At 58.9% G+C, this 14,974-nt stretch carries 15 protein-coding genes; 5 read left to right on the top strand and 10 right to left on the bottom strand.

The genetic code is table 11. The features are described 5' to 3' along the window. The first annotated feature begins 107 nt into the window (after positions 1-107). Positions 108-314, top strand: a complete 207-nt coding sequence (gene rpsU, locus N1037_03550; GenBank protein ID UWS80115.1) for a 30S ribosomal protein S21 — start codon at positions 108-110, stop codon at positions 312-314. Positions 315-845: 531 nt separating this feature from the next. On the opposite strand, the gene N1037_03545 is transcribed toward rpsU, so the two are convergent. After that, on the bottom strand, positions 846-2,018 hold the full coding sequence (locus N1037_03545; GenBank protein UWS80114.1) for a cytochrome P450: 1,173 nt from the start codon (positions 2,016-2,018) through the stop codon (positions 846-848). An 80-nt stretch (positions 2,019-2,098) separates the two neighbouring features. Here N1037_03545 and N1037_03540 point away from each other — a divergent pair, with 80 nt between their 5' ends. Next, complete coding sequence (locus N1037_03540; protein ID UWS80113.1) at positions 2,099-2,611, top strand: MarR family transcriptional regulator; 513 nt, start codon at positions 2,099-2,101, stop codon at positions 2,609-2,611. A 112-nt stretch (positions 2,612-2,723) separates the two neighbouring features. Here N1037_03540 and ppk2 read toward each other — a convergent pair whose 3' ends face one another. The 3 genes from ppk2 to N1037_03525 all read right to left on the bottom strand — a co-directional run bounded on the left by ppk2 (position 2,724) and on the right by N1037_03525 (position 6,068). After that, on the bottom strand, positions 2,724-3,641 hold the full coding sequence (gene ppk2 / locus N1037_03535; GenBank protein ID UWS80112.1) for a polyphosphate kinase 2: 918 nt from the start codon (positions 3,639-3,641) through the stop codon (positions 2,724-2,726). Positions 3,642-3,899: 258 nt separating this feature from the next. Continuing rightward, positions 3,900-5,489 (bottom strand): GMC family oxidoreductase N-terminal domain-containing protein, encoded by a 1,590-nt coding sequence (locus N1037_03530; GenBank protein UWS80111.1) that lies wholly within the window; start codon positions 5,487-5,489, stop codon positions 3,900-3,902. Between the two features lie 120 nt (positions 5,490-5,609). Further along, the gene (locus N1037_03525) at positions 5,610-6,068 is read right to left on the bottom strand and encodes an Lrp/AsnC family transcriptional regulator (GenBank protein ID UWS80110.1); all 459 of its coding nucleotides are present in this window, start codon (positions 6,066-6,068) and stop codon (positions 5,610-5,612) included. A 136-nt stretch (positions 6,069-6,204) separates the two neighbouring features. Here N1037_03525 and ald point away from each other — a divergent pair, with 136 nt between their 5' ends. After that, complete coding sequence (gene ald, locus N1037_03520) at positions 6,205-7,323, top strand: alanine dehydrogenase (GenBank protein UWS80109.1); 1,119 nt, start codon at positions 6,205-6,207, stop codon at positions 7,321-7,323. A 229-nt stretch (positions 7,324-7,552) separates the two neighbouring features. After that, entirely contained in the window at positions 7,553-8,359 is an 807-nt protein-coding gene (locus N1037_03515) for a mechanosensitive ion channel (GenBank protein ID UWS80108.1), read from the top strand. Between the two features lie 76 nt (positions 8,360-8,435). On the opposite strand, the gene N1037_03510 is transcribed toward N1037_03515, so the two are convergent. From N1037_03510 to N1037_03495, 4 genes are all read right to left on the bottom strand, one after another. Continuing rightward, entirely contained in the window at positions 8,436-8,888 is a 453-nt protein-coding gene (locus tag N1037_03510) for a hypothetical protein (GenBank protein ID UWS80107.1), read from the bottom strand. Between the two features lie 116 nt (positions 8,889-9,004). Continuing rightward, positions 9,005-9,538 carry a GNAT family N-acetyltransferase gene (locus N1037_03505; protein ID UWS80106.1) on the bottom strand — a complete coding sequence of 178 codons (534 nt, stop codon included), beginning with the start codon at positions 9,536-9,538 and terminating at the stop codon, positions 9,005-9,007. Next, positions 9,535-9,984: a YtoQ family protein gene (locus N1037_03500; GenBank protein UWS80105.1), complete on the bottom strand. Its 450-nt coding sequence runs from the start codon at positions 9,982-9,984 to the stop codon at positions 9,535-9,537. The genes N1037_03505 and N1037_03500 overlap by 4 nt, the downstream gene beginning before the upstream one ends. Before the next feature lie 69 nt (positions 9,985-10,053). Continuing rightward, complete coding sequence (locus N1037_03495) at positions 10,054-10,692, bottom strand: class I SAM-dependent methyltransferase (protein ID UWS80104.1); 639 nt, start codon at positions 10,690-10,692, stop codon at positions 10,054-10,056. 87 nt (positions 10,693-10,779) lie between these two features. On the opposite strand from N1037_03495, the gene N1037_03490 reads away from it, so the two are divergent. Continuing rightward, entirely contained in the window at positions 10,780-11,658 is an 879-nt protein-coding gene (locus tag N1037_03490; protein ID UWS80103.1) for a LysR family transcriptional regulator, read from the top strand. 56 nt (positions 11,659-11,714) lie between these two features. Here N1037_03490 and pheT read toward each other — a convergent pair whose 3' ends face one another. Beyond that, on the bottom strand, positions 11,715-14,111 hold the full coding sequence (gene pheT / locus N1037_03485; GenBank protein UWS80102.1) for a phenylalanine--tRNA ligase subunit beta: 2,397 nt from the start codon (positions 14,109-14,111) through the stop codon (positions 11,715-11,717). 152 nt (positions 14,112-14,263) lie between these two features. After that, positions 14,264-14,893, bottom strand: a complete 630-nt coding sequence (locus N1037_03480; protein UWS80101.1) for a hypothetical protein — start codon at positions 14,891-14,893, stop codon at positions 14,264-14,266. Positions 14,894-14,974: the final 81 nt, after the last annotated feature.

The following is a 14,974-nucleotide window of genomic DNA, read 5'->3' as shown; positions in this document are numbered from 1 at the left end:
GGAGTCGCGCCCTGATATCACAGTACTAGACAACATACAGGAGCTTTGCTATATGGCCACTTCCTGCAAATCCTTGCAACTCTATCTAGAAAGGTGGTGAAAACCACATGCAGGTTAGTGTTCGTGACAACAATGTCGATCAGGCGCTCCGCGCTCTGAAGAAAAAGCTGCAGCGTGAAGGCGTCTTCCGCGAAATGAAGCTCAAGCAACATTTCGAAAAGCCGTCCGAGAAAAAAGCGCGCGAGAAAGCTGAAGCGATCCGCCGTGCCCGTAAACTGGCGCGTAAGAAAGCACAGCGCGAAGGTATGCTCTAAGCTCCTTCTATCGGCCTTTTTGGCTTCCAGTTCTTTTCTGGACACAAAGTTGATGACCCCCGCGCCATGGCTCGGGGGTTTGTCATTTCTAGCCCCCCTTATCCAGACCGCCAGCTATCCCGTCTACCGCCCTTCCGCGCAGGCCGCTTAGCACCATGGACGCACCCGCTTTGCTTGCTGAGCAAAGGCGTGACGGCCTGTCTTTTCAGCCTGTAGGCAAAAAACCCCCCACAACTAAACTTAAGCGTGTATTTTTTTCACACAGGTTCTATACTGGATGCATTGGGCGACACCTCTGGGTTTCCCCGCCCATGTGCTTGCAGCCGGATTTGGAACACCCGGCTCTACCCGAGGTGACATAGCGCACCCCCTAGTTATTAGGCGCGCCTTGCCCCCCTGCGCTCAAGGCATATGTCACCTCGGGACCTTTTCCTTCTTTCCCCAGGCCTTGCCCGTATTGCTCCCCGCGACTGCCGGGTTTCAAATTGCTTACCTCACCCCCTTGCCCGGATCCGCTCACCAGCTGGGCGCTCAGTTTGGCGGGACGGACCAGGTAACCGGAACTGAGATTGGTCCTCGAAAGGCCCAGCCGCCGAACTGGGTATCTCCTGAAAGGCGCAGATCCTGCGCCGCCTCGAACAGCATCGGCAGCGCCACTTGGCTGATGAGCGCCTTGGACAGCCAGGCCCCGGCGCAAAAATGCGGCCCGGCCCCAAAAGAAATCGCGGCAGCGCAATCGCGGTGCACATCAAAGACATCGGGCCGTTCAAAGATGCGTTCATCCCGATTGCCCGAGCCATACATCAAAAACACCCGATCCTCTGGCAGCAGGGTCGCCCCCTGCAGCTGGTATTCTTGTGCCACCCGGCGCGGCGACATCCCAATGGGAGAAATCCATCGCGCGTATTCCTCAAAGGCCTGCATCCAGGAAATCTGCCCCGACAGAACCTGTTGCAGCTGGTCGCGGTGGCGCAACAGGGCCCAGACCGTGCCGGCAATGGCATCGCGTGGTTCATTCTGGCCGCCAGAGATGGCCAGCTTGATATTGGCCCGTATCGCCGCATCCTTGAGCCCTGCCCGTTGCTGCACCGCCAAAAGAGAGCGATCTTCGGGATCCAACGGTTGCGCCAGCCTGGCGCTGATGCAGGTATCAATCCTGTCGGTTGCTGCGTGGCAGCGGCGTTCAATATCGGCATCGCCTGCATAATTGGCACAGCCATCAATCATATGCTGACTGACCTGATCCATCTCAAAAGCTGTCAAATTGGTCAGCCCGGTGATCCGCTTCAACGCCTCACCCGAGACAACCATCGCGTAGTCACGCACCAGGTCACAGCCGCCCCGGGGCACCAGCTCCGCAAGCACATCCTGGGTCAGGGTCTGAAACTGCGCCAACCAGTGATCACGCACCGTTTTGGGAGAGACCGTGGGGAAAATCGCCCGGCGCTCTTGCATATGCGCGTCGCCATCTTTGCGCATCATGTTTTCACCCATCAACTGGACCATCAACCCATCCGGCTGCTCAGAGGAGAAAACCGCCACTTTCTTTTCTTGGTGAAAAATGTCGTCGCGGCGTGTGATCAAATAGGCCTGCAGCTGCGGCACATAGACCACCGCAGCCCGCTTTCGCATCTGGGCAAGGTCGGGATAGGGGTCCTGCCAAAACCGATCAAGGTCAATATCATACCGTTCAGCCCGCTCCATCACCGCCCCCCTTGTTGTGCATGTCTTCACTGAAAGGTGAATGAGTTGTCATGTCAACACGCGAGCTCTAAGATGGGGCCATGAGTGAGAGACAATCCCTGCCTGACGATATGTTCCTGGTCACCGCCACCGGCAGCGCGGAAGATCCAGCCGCGCCAACGCTGAGTCTGCGCAACAGCCCTGTTGTGCTGGTGACCTTTGCCGGCAACCGGCTGACCCGGGAAGCCACCCGCGCCTATCAGGCCGAATTTGGCATCGGCGTGATGGACTGGCGTATGCTGGTGATGCTGACCCGCAGCCCTGGCTGCTCTGTCGCCCAGGCGGCCCGCCTTACAGGCATCGACAAGGCCGCCGTCAGCCGGTCTTTGCAGCGGCTCGAAAGCACCGGGCTGGCACAGTCTGAGGCCCAGGGCGGAGATGAGCGGCGCAAGTCCTGGAGCCTCACCCCAAAAGGCCAGGATCTTCACGGCAAAATCCTGCCCCGCGCGCTCGAACGTCAGCAGGATTTGTTAAAAGGATTCACCCCCGAGGAGACCGCCCAGTTTATCACCTACATGCAACGGTTTCTGGCCAATATCGAAACCTCACCCTAGGCGCCCCTGCGCTGTGCCCTCAGGCACAGCGCCAGGCCCAACAGTGTGGGGCCTTCGTCAGAAGGTCGCTAAGCTGGCGGGAGCCCCCCCTTTGCCTTTATGACCTTAGACCTTAGTAGATTTTTGGCACATACAGCTCATCCGGCAGCACCCGGCGTTCATAGTCAGGATTATACTCCCGATCCGGCAAAGACACTTTTTCGCTGCTCACCTCTTTATAGGGGATCTTGCTCAAAAGATGCTCGATGCAGTTCAGGCGTTCGCGCTTTTTGTCGTTGCCTTCAACGATATACCATGGCGCCTCGGGGATGTTGGTGCGCTCAAACATCTCTTCTTTGGAGGTGGTATACTGTTCCCAGCGGATGCGGCTTTCCAGATCCATCGGAGACAGTTTCCACTGTTTCATCGGGTCGTGAATGCGCATCATGAACCGCAGCTGCTGCTCTTCATCGGTGATCGAGAACCAGTATTTCAACACGATGGTGTTTGAACGCACCAGCATACGTTCAAATTCCGGCACATCTCGAAAGAAGGTTTCCACCTGGTCGTCGTCGGCAAAGCCCATCACCCGTTCCACCCCGGCGCGGTTGTACCAGGAGCGGTCAAACAACACGATCTCACCGCCCGCAGGCAGATGTGGCACATAGCGCTGGAAATACCACTGGCTTTGCTCCCGTCGGCTGGGAGCCGGCAGCGCCACCACCCGCGCCACCCGCGGGTTGAGCCGCTGGGTGATCCGCTTGATCACCCCGCCCTTGCCGGCACTGTCGCGCCCTTCCATGATCACCAGCACCTTGGCACCAGTCTCTACCACCCAATCCTGCAACTTGATCAGCTCGGCCTGAAGCCGCAGCAGGTTGCGGAAATAGACTTTGCGATCCAACATCTCTGGGTGCTGTTCGCGGTAGATCTTGCGCAGCTCCATGGACAACATCGGTTCGGCAAATTCAATTTCGATATCCTCGTCCAAGGTGTCCTGCAGCTCAGCCTCAAGCCAATCATAGGAGTCGGAGTCGATATCGCTGGTCACAGGCGTATTCCTTATATTGTGTTGTCTTTTGTCGATCCCACTACCAAGCCAGTGTGATCCTTTGATGTCACGCGCAAAAAAACTGCGGGATCGCGACTGTTGAGCAAAGCCGCGTCTGGTCAGTCAAATCGGGACCCGTCACGGCACTCTGCCATGGGTCAATGGAACCGCGTTTCCCCCTGGGGTGCAACCGCAATTTCTGCGGTTGCGACATCCCGGCACCACTGCATCGCCTCTCTGCTCAAAGGATCAGCAGCGCTATCCGCGCGCAGCCGCAAGGATCAGATCCGCAGCCTTTTCGCCGATCATGATACTGGGGGCATTGGTATTACCGCTGGGAATGGTGGGCATGGCGCTGGCATCCGCCACCCGCAGCCCTGTGACCCCTCGCAGGCGCAGCTCTGCATCCAGCGGCGCCGTGTCCTCCGCCCCCATATGCACGGTGCAGGTGGGGTGAAAAATCGTGGTGCCAATTTCCCCGGCGGCCTTTACCAGATCCTCCACCGCATCCGAAGCCCCTCCGGGCTTCATCTCCTGCGGGCCATAGCCCTGCATGGCCGGCTGCGCCATAATCTGGCGCGCCTGACGGATTGCCGCCACCGCCACCTGACGATCGCCCTCGGTGGACAGGTAATTTGGCGCAATCTCAGGCGCCTGATGGGGATCGTCCGACGTGATCTGCACCGTGCCCCGGCTTTCAGGCCGCAGGTTGCAGACACTGGCGGTCAGCCCGGGGAAATCATGCAGCGGCTGGCCAAAGGCCTCCAGTGTCAGGGGCTGCACGTGATATTCCAGATCCGGAGTTGCCAGATCAGGACGCGAGCGCGAAAACGCCCCCAGCTGACTCGGCGCCATCGACATCGGCCCCGAGCGCTTCAGCGCATATTCCAAGCCAATCTTGGCCTTGCCCAGTGTTGAGTTCGCCAGGGTGTTCAGGGTCTTTCCTCGCTCCAGCCGCCAGGCACAGCGCAGTTGCAAATGGTCCTGCAGGTTGGCGCCCACCGCTGGCATATCCCGCTGCACCGCAATGCCGTGGCGCTGCAACAGCTCCCCCGGCCCCAGCCCGGACAGTTGCAGGATCTGCGGCGAGTTCACCGCCCCGGCAGACAACACCACCTCAGCACGCGCCCGCACCTGATGAGTGCTGCCGCCCTTGTCATATTCCACGCCAACCGCGCGGCCATCCTCGATCAGGATGCGACGGGTATGGGCCTTGGTCTCAACCTTCAGGGTGCTGCCAGTGACCGTGCGCAAAAAGGCCTTGGCGGTGTTCATCCGCCAGCCGCCGCGCTGATTGACCCGAAAATAGCCGACGCCCTCGTTGTTGCCGGTGTTAAAATCGGTGACTTTGGGCAGGCCCCAGCTGGCGGCAGCCTGCATCCAGTCGTCCAGGACATCCCAGTGCAGCCGCTGGTTTTCCACCCGCCATTCGCCGCCAGCGCCATGCATTTCAGACGCGCCGTCCACATAGTCTTCGGACTTTTTGAAATAGGGCAGCACATCGTCCCAGCCCCAGCCCGCCAGCCCACGCTGGCGCCAGCCGTCATAATCCGCCGCCTGCCCGCGCAGATAAAGCATGCCGTTGATCGACGAACATCCCCCCAGAACCTTGCCACGGGGATACAGCAGGCTGCGCCCATTCAGCCCTGCCTCGGCAGCGGTGCGATACATCCAGTCGGTGCGGGGATTGTCGATACAATAGAGATAGCCCATGGGGATATGGACCCAGTGATAATTGTCTTTGCCGCCCGCCTCCAGCAGCAGAACCTTATGGCCTGCTTCGCTCAGCCGCTTGGCGACAACACAGCCAGCGCTGCCAGCGCCCACCACGATATAGTCCCACTCCATCGCCCGTCTCCTGCCTCAGTTTTTCCGCAACAGACCACAGATGCACCCAGCGCGACAGAGGGAAATCTGCAAAACCCACTGTCATCAAAGCCTTGACCATCAGAGCCTTGTCCGCAGCCCCTAGACCGGCAGCGCGGTGGTTTTGAACACGGTCCGCAGGGCAAAGCTCGACTGCATCTGCGCTACCCCCGGCAGCCGGGTCAGGTGCTGGCGATGGATGCGGGCAAAATCATCGGTATTTTCGGCGACAACCTTAAGCAGGTAGTCTGCGGTTCCGGCCATCAGATGGCACTCCAGCACGTCCGGAATACGCGCCACCGCCCGTTCAAATGCATCCAGCAGCTCATCCGCCTGGCTTTGCAATGTAATCTCGACAAAAACCGTGGTAGGCACCGCCATCTTGCGGGCATCCAGCAGGGCAACGTAGCTTTTGATATAGGCATCGCTTTCCAGCCGCTGCACCCGCCGATGGCAGGCCGAGGCCGACAGGTTTACCCGCTCGCTCAGCTCGGCATTGGAGATCCGCCCCTGCCGTTGCAGAACCTGTAGAATCCGACGATCCGTGTTATCAAGAGACATTTCTTCAAAGATCCTTGCTAGGTTCCGCCGGTTTAGGTGAAGATTCTTCGAATGTCATGTTTTTATTCCGCCCAAAAAAGCAGCATCTGTTGCCAGACCTGCGTCAGACTGACGCTAAGGAAACGGAGGATAGATAATGAAAATCGGCTGCCCCACAGAGATCAAGCCACAGGAATTCCGGGTTGGCATGACGCCTGACGCGGCCCGCGAAGCGGTCAATCATGGCCATCAGGCCCTTATACAAAAGGGTGCCGGTCTGGGTGCCGGCTTTACCGATGAGGATTACATCACCGCCGGGGCAATGATCCTCGACACCGCCGAAGAGATCTTTGCCAATGCCGACATGATCGTGAAGGTAAAAGAGCCGCAAGCGGTTGAGCGCAAGATGCTTCGCGAAGGTCAACTGCTGTTCACCTATCTGCACCTGGCCCCCGATCCGGCGCAAACCCAGGACCTGCTGGCAAGCGGCTGCACCGCCATCGCCTATGAAACCGTCACCGACGCCTCCGGCGGCCTGCCCCTGCTGGCGCCCATGTCCGAAGTAGCGGGCCGTCTGGCGCCGCAGGTCGGCGCCTGGACGCTGCAAAAGGCCAACGGCGGTCGCGGCATTCTGATGGGCGGCGTGCCCGGCGTGGCCCCGGCCAGGGTTGTGGTCATTGGCGGCGGCGTTGTCGGCACCCACGCGGCCAAGATCGCTGCTGGCATGGGCGCGGATGTCACCATTCTGGACCGCTCTCTGCCCCGGCTGAAATATCTCGATGATGTCTTTGGCCGCGACTTCAAAAACCAGTATGCCACCGCCGGTGCCACTGCCGAGCTGGTCCGCGAGGCCGACATGGTTATTGGCGCTGTGCTGATCCCGGGCGCCGAAGCCCCCAAGCTGGTATCGCGCGCCATGCTCAGCGATATGAAGCCCGGCGCGGCATTGGTGGATGTGGCCATCGACCAAGGCGGCTGTTTTGAGACCTCCCGTGCAACCACCCATGCAGATCCAATTTATGAGGTCGATGGCATCATGCACTACTGTGTCGCCAATATGCCCGGCGCGGTTGCCCGCACCTCGACCCAGGCGCTTGGCAATGCGACCCTGCCCTTCATGCTGAGCCTGGCAGACAAAGGCTGGCGTCAGGCCTGCGAGGATGACCCGCATCTGTTGAACGGTCTCAATGTCCATGCCGGCAAGCTGACCTACTATGCCGTCGGCAAAGCCCTGGGGCTGGATGTGATCTCGCCGACCCTGGCGCTCAAATCCTAAAGCCCCCCGCCAAACTGATGGCCCGCCAGTTTCCACCGACCGGCGGGCCGTTTTGTGCTCAGACGGTAACACGCAGATACTGTTGCCGGGCGCGGATCATAGGCATAATTTACAGACGCAGGCCCCCAGATCACTTTGGGGGCCTTTTCTTATGGATCTCCCCTTGTCTGGATCCGCCCACCTGTGCTTCATCCGCGCAAAACCACATAACCGGAAGAGTGAGACTGATATGGACGACATGATTGAAAAGGGCTTTGCCTACTGGCCCATGGTGCTGAATGGCGGCAAGGCCCTGGCCGTTCTCATCATTGGTTGGATCGCTGCCGGAATGGTGAGCAGCGCCCTGCGCAAACGCATCAATGCCACCCCAGAAATCGACGCCACCCTGGGTAATTTTGCTGCCAGCATGGTGCGTTGGGTACTGATTGCCGTGGTGATGATTGCCGTACTGGGCATCTTTGGCATCGAAGCCACCAGCCTGGTGGCGATGATGGGCGCGGCCACTCTGGCGATTGGTCTGGCGCTGCAGGGCACGCTGAGCGATCTGGCCGCCGGTTTCATGCTGGTGTTGTTTCGCCCCTACAAGATTGGCCAATACGTCGATATTGGCGGCACCGCAGGCACGGTCAAAGATCTCAACCTGTTTGTGACAGAGCTGGCAACACCGGACAATGTGCAGATCATTATTCCCAATGGCCAGGCCTGGGGCGCGGTGATCACCAATTTCTCGCACCACGCAACCCGCCGTGTTGATATGGTCTTTGGCATCGACTACGGCGACAGCGCCGATGCGGCCAAAGCGATCATTCTGCAACAGGCCGCCGCGGACAGCCGTATCAAACAGGACCCCGAGCCATGGGTGCGGGTGACCAATCTGGGCGATAGCTCGGTTGATCTGACCACCCGCGTCTGGGTGGATGCAGCCGATTACTGGGAAGTGAAATTTGCCATGACCCAGGCGGTGAAAGAAGCCTTTGACACCAAGGGCATCTCGATCCCCTATCCCCACACTGTGGAAATCAAACGCGACTCCTAATTCTCCCGCCCGTCATCGGGATTTTGAAAAACCCTCTTCCCGTTGGGCCCAGCACCCCGCCTTTGGCGGGGTGTTTTTACGAAAACGGAGGGCTACCACCCAGATTTGTCATGCCATCGGCATCTGCAAAGGCCCAACGAGAGGCCAGCAGCTGGAAGCTTCTGTGGTCCCAGCCGGAAACATCCCGCTGAAACCGCGACCGCCAAGAGCCTTCGACATGTATCGGCAGCCGGATTGCATTGACCTCTGGTGGCTTGCGGCCTGCTTTTGCAGCTGCTTGGCTGGCCTGGACAAACATGGCTTTCACCCGGCTCTCGATTGGCAGGGCCTCTTTGGCACGGCGCCCCGCAAATATCACAAAGACTTCTCTGGTGTTGTCGAGGTAGCCACGCACCACAAGGTCGCCGCGACTGCTGCGTTTGATGTGCGGCACCAAAGCAACCCGAAACTGACCCAGGTCCTTTTTGAACAGGCCCTGGTCTTCACTTGTGGCTGTAATCTCTTTCGGCGCGCGTCGTCGGTTCTGCATAGGTATCGTCCGTTGGAGCCCCAGAGCGGGGCTCACCAAGTGGTGGGATAAGAATGTGCTACGCCACAGTCTAGACAGCGCCCGTTAACGAGTGGTTTTTGCCGAGGCCAAACGCCTTAAAGAGCCGCAGTTTTTTGACGGGACATAATCAGGATCCTGTCGCCAAAATATGTGGCCTCTCCGGAGGTTTGATACCCTTGTTTTGCCGCAACCTGCTGCGAGGCCGCATGTTCAGGTGCAAAAATTGCCACCGTCTGCGCCCAGTCCTGCGTCTGGTCGGCCCAGTTGTGGATGCAGGCCACCGCTTCGCTGGCAATTCCGCACCCTTGGGCCTGTGTCGCCAGAACCCAGCCCGCCTCGGGGACATCCGGCAGCGGTGGTGCCACCGCGCGGCGATAGTTGGCAAAGCCAACCTCACCCAGGAACGCGCCGCTGTCACGATCGCAAACCACCCAATAGCCATAGCCCAAAGCCTGCCAATGGCCCATGTAGCGCAGCAATCGCGCCCAGGACTGTTCAGGGCTGTTGGGCGTGCTGCCGATGTATTTCACCACGACCGGGTCGGCCCAGAGCGCCGCCACATCGTCAAAATCCTGCACCCCATGTGGGCGCAGGATCAGCCGCTCTGTCCACAAGGTTGGAGCTGTCATTTGGGCAGCGTGCCCTGCAACACATAGGTCAGGATCTCTAACACCTGGCGTGGCTCATCCGTCACCGCCAGGGCTGCGGCATGGACCTCTTTCAGGGCGTGCTGATGCTCAGGCTGGCTCAGCACGATGATGGATTTCCCCAGCGCCGCCGCATAACCCGCATCAAAGGCGGCGTTCCACTGTTTGTATTTCTCGCCAAAGCGCACCACCACCACATCCGCATCCTCCAGCCCCTTGCGGGTGCGAATGGCGTTGAGCTTGGCGCCCTTGTGATCGTGCCAGAATTTGTTGTCCTCAGCCCCCAGAATCGCCACGCCACAATCATCGCTGGCGGCATGGTCTGTCACCGGGCTTTGAAAGCTCACATCCAGCCCCTTGGCACCTTCGGTGATCTGCTCGCGCCAATCGGTGTGGATTTCGCCAGAAAGATAAACGTTGAGTGTCATGTTGCGCTCCTGCTCCAGTTGGTTTGCCCCAGACCTATGTCGGATCGCCCAGCCGCACCAGAGCACAAATCATAGACGGCGCGCCACGATATAGCGCCCCAGCGTCGAAACCGGGTAATTTGCGGTTTCAACCAACTCAAAACCGGCGGCCTCAATCGCTGCTTCAAGCGAGGGGATATCGAAAAAATGCACCGGGCTGGTTGGCGCTTTGCCAAGAAGACGCATCACCGGGATCATGACCTTGAATGACCAATATTTGGCACTGCTCCGCGATTCTCTTAGGCAGGGTGTCTTGGATATGAACAAAGCGCCCTTTGGCAGGCGCGCAGAGACCAGCGCCAATGCGGCCTGCAAATCGGGCAGCAGGTGTAAAAGGTTATGCGCCAAGACCACATCATATGTGCCCTCTGGGGCCTGCGCCACGCTGCCCTGATGAAACTGCATGTTGCCCACCCCGGCGGTGGCGGCCCGCTCCCGTGCAATGGCAAGCATGCCCTGTGACAGATCTGAAACGGTGATCTCTGCCACTTGGCTCGCCAGCTCAATTGCTGTCGAGCCCGTACCGCAGCCCAATTCTAAAACCCGATCATCAGGTTTGAGGTAGCTACAGGTACGCGCCAACGCCTGACGATAGGCCGCCACATCGCGAATAGGATTTTGAGCATATTTGGGGGCAATTTTGTCCCAGAACGGTGCGTCGGTTTTCATCCAGTCTCTCCTGATTTACGCCCAGCTTATCCATACAGAAACAACATATAAATTGCTAAAATTCGGGGATAACTTATACACATTTGCATGAACAAACCTGACTGGACCCATATTCGCGCCTTTCTCGCGACTGCCGACGCTGGCACGCTGTCAGCAGCAGCGCGCCAACTAAACCTGACCCAGCCAACCCTGTCCCGGCAGGTCTCGGCACTGGAAGAAAGTCTGGGCGTCATGCTGTTTGAGCGCCTTGGGCGCAGACTTGCCCTAACGGATGCCGGGCGGGAACTTTTGCCGCATGGGCGCAAGATGTTAGAGGGTGCCGATGGGCTCTGCCTTGCCGCCAGTGCCCAGGCGCAGTCCATCGAAGGCACAATCCGCATCACCGCCAGCGACATGATGTCAGCCTTTGTGCTGCCTCCTGTGTTGCAGATACTGCGCCAACAGGCCCCACGTCTGTCCATTGATATTGTGGCCGCAAATGACATCCGCGATTTGATGCGGCGTGAGGCTGATATTGCCATTCGCCATGTGCGCCCTGACCAACCAGAGCTAATCACCCGTCTGGTGCAAGAGGCCACGGCGCATTTCTACGCCGCGCCCAGTTACCTGGCTCGCCGGGGTCAGCCCGGCTCACTGGCCGCGCTGTCTTCCCATGAATTTGTAAACTTTGGAGATATCCAGCGTTCTATCGAATTTCTTGCACCGCTTGGCGTCCACCTGACACCAGATAATTTTCGCATCGGGTCCAACAGCGGGCTCGCGGCCTGGGAGCTGGTCCGGCAGGGCTTTGGCATTGGCGCAATGGCAGATGATGTTGTCGAACGCTCCAGCGGCGTCGAACGGCTGTTGACCGATCAGCCCCCCATCCGCTTTCCCGTCTGGCTGACAACCCACCGTGAGCTACACAGCAGCCGACGCATTCGTCTGGTCTATGATCTTCTGGCCGAGTTCTTTGCAGCAAAATAAAACGCGCCCCGAAAGGCGCGTTTTACTGCGCTGGATCTGATAGCGCCTGACCGGCACTAGCCCCGCAGGGTGCCGCCTGTGGCCTTGGTCACCTTGGCAATGATCTTCTCGCTCACTGCCTCGATGTCCTTTTCCTTCAGCGTCTTGTCACTGGGTTGCAGGCGCACCGTCAGGGCCAGGCTCTTTTTGCCCTCGCCCAGCGACCCACCAATGAATTCGTCAAAGATACGCACATCGGTGATCAGCGCCTTGTCGGCACCAGAAGCGGCATTGACCAGCGTCAGCGCTTCGACCTCGGCATCGACCACAAAGGCAAAATCACGCTCGACCGCCTGCAGATCGCTTTGTCCCAGTGCAGCCCGGGTGGCGCCATTTTTGCGCGGCAGCGGTACTTCATCCGGCCAGATGCTGAAGGCGACAACCGGGCCTTTGATCCCCATGGCATTGATCACCTTGGGGTGCAGCTCGCCAAAGATTCCCAGCACCTTTTTGGGGCCGAGGCAGATCTTGCCGTGACGGCCGGGATGCCACCAGTCCTGTGCGCCGCGCAGGATCTGCACCTTGGCAGGGGCACCGATGGCGGCCAGGATGGCTTCGATATCGGCCTTGGCGTCAAAGGTATCAACGCCGCGCGCCGCGCCATGCACATCCTTGGGGCCGGTGTTGCCCACCAGAATGCCCGAAATCAGATTGTGCTGCTCGCCCGGCTCGCCGCCGTGGAAGGCCGGACCAACCTCAAACAGCGCCAGATCCATGAAGCCACGCGCCTGATTGCGCGCTGCCGCCTGCAACAGGCCCGGCAGCAAGGCAGGGCGCATATGGGACATTTCCGACGAGATCGGATTGGCCAGCATAGTGGCGTCATCGCCGCCGCCAAACAGGGCCGCCGAAGCCTGGTCGATAAAGGTGTAGCTTACCACCTCGTTATAGCCGAGGCTGGCTGCGGTGCGCCGCGCCATCTGCTGGCGGCGCTGCTGCGGGGTCATCACGGCCTTGGGGATTCCATCCGTCATCCGTGCCAGCGGCTTGCCCTGCAATTTGGTCAGCGAGGCAATGCGCGCAACCTCTTCCACCAGGTCCGCCTCGCCCTGCACATCAGGGCGCCAGCTGGGCACATGGGCCATATTGCCTTCCAGGCGGAAACCAAGGCGGGTCAGGGTCTGGCGCTGATCGCTTTCGGGGATATCCATGCCCACCAGCGACTGCACCCGTTCCGCATCCAGCCTATAGGCGCGGGAGTGATCGGGCACATCGCCTGCAATCACCACCTCCGAGGCCTCGCCACCGCAAAGCTCCAGAATCATCTGGGTCGCCAGATGCAGGCCCTGGATGGTGAACTCAGGATCGACGCCGCGTTCAAAGCGGTAGCGCGCATCCGAGTTGATCTTGAGCGCGCGACCGGCAAGGGCGATCTGCACGTGATCCCAAAAGGCGCTCTCCAGGAAGACATCCACGGTCTCATCCGTACAGCCGGTGTCTTCGCCCCCCATGATGCCGGCAATGCTTTCGGCGCCGTTGTCATCCGAGATCACCATCTGCCCGGGCGCAAAGGTATATTCTTTCTCATCCAGCGCCTTCAGGGTCTCGCCGCCTGCGGCGCGATGCACCCGCAGATTGCCAGCGACCTTGGCCGCGTCAAAGACATGCAGCGGGCGGTTCTGGTCATAGGTGAAGAAGTTGGTGATATCGACCAGCGTCGAGATCGGGCGCAGACCAATCGCGGTCAGCCGATCCTGCAGCCACTGGGGGCTGGGGCCGTTCTTGACGCCTTTGATCAGGCGACCCGTGAACAGCGGGCAGCCATCCTGGGTATCCTCATCAATGGTAACCTTGATCGGGCAGGCAAAGTTGCCGACGACCGGGGCAAAGTCTGAGGTTTTCAACGTACCAAGCCCACGGGCCGCCAGATCACGGGCAATGCCGTGAATGCCCAGCGCATCGGGGCGGTTTGGAGTGATGGCAATCTCGATCACCGGATCCACCTTGGCGGGCTGGTTTTCCGCCAGCCAGTCAACAAAGCGATCCCCCACTTCGCCCGAGGGCAGCTCGATAATGCCGTCGTGTTCATCCGACAGCTCCAGCTCGCGCTCAGAGGCCATCATGCCAAAGCTTTCGACGCCGCGGATTTTGCCGACGCCAATGGTGATGTCGAGGCCGGGAATATACATGCCCGGCTTACAGACCACCACGGTGATGCCTTCGCGGGCGTTGGGGGCGCCACAGATGATCTGCATCTCGCCCTCATCCGTGTCCACTTTGCAGACCCGCAGCTTATCCGCATCCGGGTGCTTTTCGGCGTGTTTCACATAGCCCAGGGTAAAATCCTTGAGCCGATCGCCAGGGTTGCTGATTTCTTCGACCTCAAGGCCAAGGTCAGTCAGGGTTTCAGCGATCTCATCCACTGATGCGTCAGTGTCGAGGTGATCTTTCAGCCAGGAAAGAGTGAATTTCATCGGTCAAGAGTCCTATGGCAAGCCATGCGTATACAGGCATAGGCAATGACAAAGATTGCCGCCCGGCGCAAGTCTTGCTGACCCTAACCGGCACACTGGATCAGGACTGCGCCTGAAATGTGCTGGGGGCAACGATCAATGAAGTTGGTTCTCTAGGGCTTCTCTTCTTCCGGTGTCTTGACAAAAAATACCTTTGCCGCATTTTCGGCGACTTCCCTAGTTTCACCAAGCTCCATCCGGATCGCAATGAATGCCTTTTTTCGTGCTGATTTGACTTCCAAGTATAAGTCAGAACGGTATTTATTAGGCTCTTTCTTTACCCATTTCTGAGCACGCTCAACTCCGCAATCCGCTTCAACCTTAGTTTTGTATTCGAGCAATGTCTGAAGATACATTTGGCAACGATCAAGAGCATTGTGGTGTTCGCCAGCAGGAACATATGCAGCAAGATCCGCAGTGACAGATATCAATTCAAAATAGCTATCCGTGACACCTGTCAGGTCCTTTGTCCAATGCGCAACAGTCAAACGCGCATAGTGCTCATTCGCCGCCTGCAAAAATCGCCGATACGCTTCTCTTCTCTCATGCGCTTCTTGAAGGATTCGGTCCGCGATTTTCTGAGCTGGATATGCTCTATAAGCAATCCAAAGGGCCGTACCTGATGCCAAAAATGCGGCACACAATGTCAACGCGCCCTGAATGACTCTTGGGCTACTAAGTACTAGCCAAGAAAAATCCCTGCAAACATTCTCACAAGCCGTCATCACTTCAACAGAAGCCATTCGCTCAAACCCTCAAATCAGCGCTTTGCAATTTTGAGGAGAGCATAGCGCCCGAACCGGGGTGGGCGCAATCGCGCCCGC

This window comes from Phaeobacter sp. G2 (assembly GCA_025163595.1).
Lineage (GTDB): Bacteria > Pseudomonadota > Alphaproteobacteria > Rhodobacterales > Rhodobacteraceae > Pseudophaeobacter.
This window is presented reverse-complemented; position numbering and strand designations above follow the sequence as displayed.

Excerpts from the sequence above, each read along its gene's own strand:
- ald (UWS80109.1), top strand. The coding sequence starts at position 6,205 with ATGAAAATCGGCTGCCCCACAGAGATCAAGCCACAGGAATTCCGGGTT.
- N1037_03505 (UWS80106.1), bottom strand. The coding sequence starts at position 9,538 with ATGACAGCTCCAACCTTGTGGACAGAGCGGCTGATCCTGCGCCCACAT.
- N1037_03545 (UWS80114.1), bottom strand. The coding sequence starts at position 2,018 with ATGGAGCGGGCTGAACGGTATGATATTGACCTTGATCGGTTTTGGCAG.
- rpsU (UWS80115.1), top strand. The coding sequence starts at position 108 with ATGCAGGTTAGTGTTCGTGACAACAATGTCGATCAGGCGCTCCGCGCT.
- N1037_03495 (UWS80104.1), bottom strand. The coding sequence starts at position 10,692 with ATGAAAACCGACGCACCGTTCTGGGACAAAATTGCCCCCAAATATGCT.
- N1037_03540 (UWS80113.1), top strand. The coding sequence starts at position 2,099 with ATGAGTGAGAGACAATCCCTGCCTGACGATATGTTCCTGGTCACCGCC.
- N1037_03525 (UWS80110.1), bottom strand. The coding sequence starts at position 6,068 with ATGTCTCTTGATAACACGGATCGTCGGATTCTACAGGTTCTGCAACGG.
- N1037_03530 (UWS80111.1), bottom strand. The coding sequence starts at position 5,489 with ATGGAGTGGGACTATATCGTGGTGGGCGCTGGCAGCGCTGGCTGTGTT.
- N1037_03490 (UWS80103.1), top strand. The coding sequence starts at position 10,780 with ATGAACAAACCTGACTGGACCCATATTCGCGCCTTTCTCGCGACTGCC.
- N1037_03510 (UWS80107.1), bottom strand. The coding sequence starts at position 8,888 with ATGCAGAACCGACGACGCGCGCCGAAAGAGATTACAGCCACAAGTGAA.
- N1037_03500 (UWS80105.1), bottom strand. The coding sequence starts at position 9,984 with ATGACACTCAACGTTTATCTTTCTGGCGAAATCCACACCGATTGGCGC.
- pheT (UWS80102.1), bottom strand. The coding sequence starts at position 14,111 with ATGAAATTCACTCTTTCCTGGCTGAAAGATCACCTCGACACTGACGCA.
- N1037_03480 (UWS80101.1), bottom strand. The coding sequence starts at position 14,893 with ATGGCTTCTGTTGAAGTGATGACGGCTTGTGAGAATGTTTGCAGGGAT.
- N1037_03515 (UWS80108.1), top strand. The coding sequence starts at position 7,553 with ATGGACGACATGATTGAAAAGGGCTTTGCCTACTGGCCCATGGTGCTG.